The sequence below is a fragment of the Nocardia wallacei genome (assembly GCF_029868745.1).
Lineage (GTDB): Bacteria > Actinomycetota > Actinomycetes > Mycobacteriales > Mycobacteriaceae > Nocardia > Nocardia wallacei_B.
The window spans coordinates 1-4,372 of sequence record NZ_JARWOP010000334.1 but is presented as its reverse complement, the minus strand read 5'-3'; the positions used below and the strand labels follow the sequence as shown (position 1 = coordinate 4,372).

Annotated in this window: 4 protein-coding genes; 1 reads left to right on the top strand and 3 read right to left on the bottom strand. The window is 70.3% G+C overall.

Annotated features, from left to right (window positions below):
- Positions 1-155 precede the first annotated feature (155 nt).
- Positions 156-1,019, top strand: a complete 864-nt coding sequence (locus QH470_RS30935; protein WP_280275909.1) for a MaoC/PaaZ C-terminal domain-containing protein — start codon at positions 156-158, stop codon at positions 1,017-1,019.
- 337 nt (positions 1,020-1,356) lie between these two features.
- Here the strand turns inward: QH470_RS30935 and QH470_RS30930 are convergent, their stop codons facing one another.
- Genes QH470_RS30930 through QH470_RS30920 form a run of 3 tightly spaced genes read right to left on the bottom strand, consistent with a single transcriptional unit; the run spans position 1,357 to position 4,051 of the window.
- Complete coding sequence (locus QH470_RS30930) at positions 1,357-1,821, bottom strand: hypothetical protein (protein ID WP_280275908.1); 465 nt, start codon at positions 1,819-1,821, stop codon at positions 1,357-1,359.
- Positions 1,818-3,092, bottom strand: a complete 1,275-nt coding sequence (locus QH470_RS30925) for a DUF58 domain-containing protein (RefSeq protein ID WP_280275907.1) — start codon at positions 3,090-3,092, stop codon at positions 1,818-1,820. Before QH470_RS30925 ends, QH470_RS30930 begins: the two co-directional genes overlap by 4 nt.
- Positions 3,089-4,051 (bottom strand): AAA family ATPase, encoded by a 963-nt coding sequence (locus QH470_RS30920; RefSeq protein WP_280275906.1) that lies wholly within the window; start codon positions 4,049-4,051, stop codon positions 3,089-3,091. Before QH470_RS30920 ends, QH470_RS30925 begins: the two co-directional genes overlap by 4 nt.
- Positions 4,052-4,372 lie beyond the last annotated feature (321 nt).

Sequence of the window (4,372 nt, the reverse complement as noted above, 5' to 3'; positions counted from 1 at the left end):
CCCCGCGGGGCCGCCCTCACCCATCGTTATCTGCGCCCGCCCTCACCCCCCCCCCCCCCCCACGGGCCCTCCGGCCCCCGGGGGGGGCGGGGGGGGTTTGGCGGGGCCCCCCCCCCCCCCCCCCCGGGGGCCCCGGGGAGGCCTCGAGGAGAACAATGCCGATTGATCCGAAAGTCGCACTGGGCGCGGCACTTCCGACGCAGGAGTTCGCGTGGACGCCGTCGGACGTGCAGCTCTACCACCTGGGCCTGGGTGCGGGCGCCCGCTGGACGGACCCGGGCGAACTGCGCTATCTCGACGATCGCGAGCCGCAGGTGCTGCCGACGTTCGCGACCGTCGCGCACACGCTGCGGATGACCGATCCGCCCAAGGTCAGCTTCCCGGGCGTGGAGATCGACCTGGCCAAGGTGGTGCACGCCAGCCAGGAGATCGTCACGCACCGCCCGATTCCGGCCGCGGGCAAGGCCACCAGCACGGGCCGGATCAGCGAGGTCTGGGACAAGGGCGCGGCCGCGGTGATCGTGCAGGAGACCACGGTCACCGGCTCGGACGGCGATCCGCTGTGGACGGCCCGCTCATCCATCTTCGCCAAGGGCGAGGGCGGATTCGGCGGCGAGCGCGGGCCCAGTACCAAGTCCGAATTGCCGGACCGCGCACCGGATTTCGACGTCACTACGCCGACATTGCCGCAACAGGCGCTGCTCTATCGCCTGTGCGGTGACCGCAACCCGCTGCATTCGGATCCCGAATTCGCCCGCGCCGCAGGGTTTCCCAACCCGATCCTGCACGGCCTGTGCACTTACGGCCTGGTGTGCAAGACGGCCACCGATACCGTGCTGAACTCGGATGCCGCGCGGGTCACGGGATTTCGGGGACGGTTCGCGGGTGTGCTGTACCCCGGGGAGACGATCCGCTCCCGGATCTGGTTGGACAACAACGAGTTGACCATCGCCGCGACCGTGGTGGAGCGCGAGAACGCCCCGGTGCTCGGCGACGTGAAGCTCACCTTCACGGACTGACTTGTGGGAACTCCGGCGCCCCGGTGGGACGGTCCGCGGCCGCGCGATGCGGCCACCGAGATCGATCCCGCCGGGGCGGCGGACACCATGCCCGAATCAGGGCATGATCAGTCGGCGTCCGGGAAACCCGTCGCGAACAGAATGGCGATGGCGACGGAACAGACAACGGCAATGATCGGAATAACCCACATAGATCCAACACTACAAGTCGTAGTACTTAGCCGCAGTCACGGAAGGTCCGCTGTGGCCAGGCACACAGCGTCAGTGTGTCGCCCACGGGCGCGATGGCAAGGCGACTGGATGAGGCGCGGGACCGCCCCGAGTGCACGCCGGGCGCTCACGCCCCGTCCCGGACCGCCGCCGGTTCGCTCCCCTCCTCACTCCGCCCGATCGTCAGGCCCTGGATGACCAGCGCGTACAGCAGGATCACCAGCACCGGCGCGGCCAGCGGAACCCAGGCCAGCCGCACCGGAACCAAGGTGGCGGCGACCGCGGCGGCGGCGAACAGCAGCGCGCCGGTGACCGACGGCAGCGTGGTCGGCACCACGCCGCTTGGCGCGTGCACCGTGGCGGTGTTGAGCAGGTAGGTGGTCGCCACCAGGCCCGTCGCCGCGGCGGCCAGCGCGCCGGTGTCGTCCCAGGCCAGCGCGCCCAGCGCCACCAGTGCGGCCCCGACCGCGCACACCCGGAACCGCCAGCCCAACACCACCAGCGCGCCCGCGCCGAGCGCCGCCCACGGCAGCACGATCGCCACGGCCGCGGTCAGCAGCAGTCCGGACAGCACCGCGAGAAATCTGGTCATCGCCGCACCCGCACCAACCGGCGGTGCTCGGGCAGCAACCGCATCACCTGATCGAGCCGGGTGTCCTCCGGCCAGGCCACGATGTCCACCCCGACGGTGCCCATGTCGCGATACATCGACGTCCGTTCCAGCTGCCACATGCGCGCCAGCGTGGGATCGAGGTCCTCGTAGAAGGGCGCGCCGCGCAGCACGTCCACCACCACCACGACGTGCCCGCGCTTGCGCAGATCGATCAGGGCCAGCGCGAACTGGGTGTCCAGCAGCGTCGAGAACGCCACCACGATCGCGCCGAGCGGCACCGCGGCGTGCGGGGCCAGCGTGCCCTGGGTGGGAATGTGTTCGTCGCCGACCTCGAGGACGGTGTCGACGATGCGATAGAACTGGCGGCGGCCGATGTCGGGCCGCAGCCAGCGCGGCACATTCCCCAGGCACACCACCGCCGTCCGGTCACCGGCCTGCAACGCCGACTGCGCGACCTGCGCCGCGCCGCGCACCGACAGTTCCAGCGAATCCGCCGCGGGACCCGGCGCCTGCTGCGAAGTGTCCACCAGCACAACGACATCCGCGGCCCGGTTGGTGAGCCGCTCGGTGACGTACAGGCGGCCGCGGCGCGCGCTGACCGGCCAGTTCACCGTGCGCAGCTGATCGCCCGGCGCGTAGGCGCGGATGTCGGCGTATTCCACGCCCGGCCCGTGCCGCCGGGTCAGGTGGGTGCCGATGCGTTCGGGATAGTCGGTGCGCGGCAACTTCATTCGCTGCGGGTCGGCGATCGGATACACGTGCACGTCACCGGCCGGCAGGGTCACCGACGCTACCGCCAGGCCCGCCGGGCTCAGCGCGGTGACCCGCACCGACACCGGATAGCGGCCCCAGCGCGCGGTCGACAGCGCCAGCCGCAGGCCCGCCGGGGCCGGGCCGGAGTCGACGGCCTGTTCCACCCGCACCTCGAGGCCGTGGGTCTCGTTCGGACGGCAGCGCAGTAGGGCGTGACCGTCGTCCACGAAGGCGGCGACATTCATCACCACCTCCTCGGATTCGAAGCAGCGCAACACACCCGAGCCGTCGACCTGAATTCTGGTGCGCGCCACCTGCCACGGCGCGGTCGCGAGCACGCCGAGCATCGGGGCGGCGAACACGATCAGCTGCCACCGCCCGAGCATGACCGCGACGGCCAGCGCCGGGGCCGCCGCGGCGGCCAGCATGAAGACCAGCGGCGCGGGCCGCCAGCGTAGTTCGGCGTCGGCGGCCGAGCTGGTATCCCGGTGCCTCATGTGACCGTTGCGCGGGGAACCGGAAGGCGGCGCAGCAGTTCGGCGATCACGTCCTCGCCGCGGATGCGCCGCACCCACATCTCCGGGCGCAGCGTGATGCGGTGCGACATGGCCGGAATCGCCAGGGCCTTCACATCTTCGGGGACCACGTAGTCGCGCGACATCAGCAGGGCTCGGGCGCGCGCCATCTGCACCAGATCCAGTTCGGCGCGCGGGCTCGCGCCGACCTCCACCTGCGGATGGTTGCGGGTGGCGGCCGCCAGCGCCACCACGTAGGTGACGACATCCGGGTGCACGGTGACGAATTCGACCGCCTGCCGCATCTCCAGCAGGCCCTGCGCGTCTACCACCTGGCCGACCTGCGGAGGCACCGAACCACGTTCGAGACGGCGGCGGATCATCTGAGTCTCGTCCTGCTCGGACAGGTAGCCCAGTCGCAGCTGCATGGCGAAGCGGTCCAGCTGCGCCTCGGGCAGGGGGTAGGTGCCCTCGTACTCGATCGGGTTGTCGGTGGCCATCACGATGAAAGGCTGTGGCAGTGGGAAGGTTTCGCCGTCGATGCTGACCTGTCCCTCGGCCATCGCCTCGAGCAGCGCCGCCTGGGTCTTGGGCGGGGTGCGGTTGATCTCGTCGGCCAGCAGCATATTCGTGAACACCGGACCGCGGCGGAAATTGAAACGGCCGGAATTCATATCGTAGATCGTGGAGCCGATCAGGTCGGCGGGCAATAGATCCGGAGTGAACTGCACGCGGGTGAATTGCAAACCCAGTGCGGCCGCGAAAGATCGGGCGATGAGCGTCTTGCCCAGGCCCGGTAGGTCCTCGATCAGGATGTGGCCGCCGGCGAGCACCGCGATCATGATCAGTTGCAGCTCATCGCGTTTGCCCACCACGACGCGCGCGATCTCCCGCAACACCGCCTCGGTGCGCTTGATGGTCACGTCCATCGGCGTCGTCATACTTGAACTCATTCGTCTCGCACTCGTCTCGGAGCTTTCACATGGACTGCAGGCGGCGCAGGATCTCGTCCAGCGCCGCGCGCCCCGGGGGGCGGGGGGTGTGGTGGGGTGTAGGCCGATTAGCCGGATTGCCCCACCGCCCCCCTTAGGGGGCCCAAAGCCAGTTTGACGCCGCGTGGGTTGGTGGCCCGGGGCGGCCGTCGTCGGTCGGCATCCCTTCAGTTTCGCGCATAGGCCGCGGACGTCCCTAGGCCACCGACACCGGTTCGCGGTCGTGGCGGCGGGTGCGACGCCAGGCGTAGGCCAGGAAGAACACCAGCC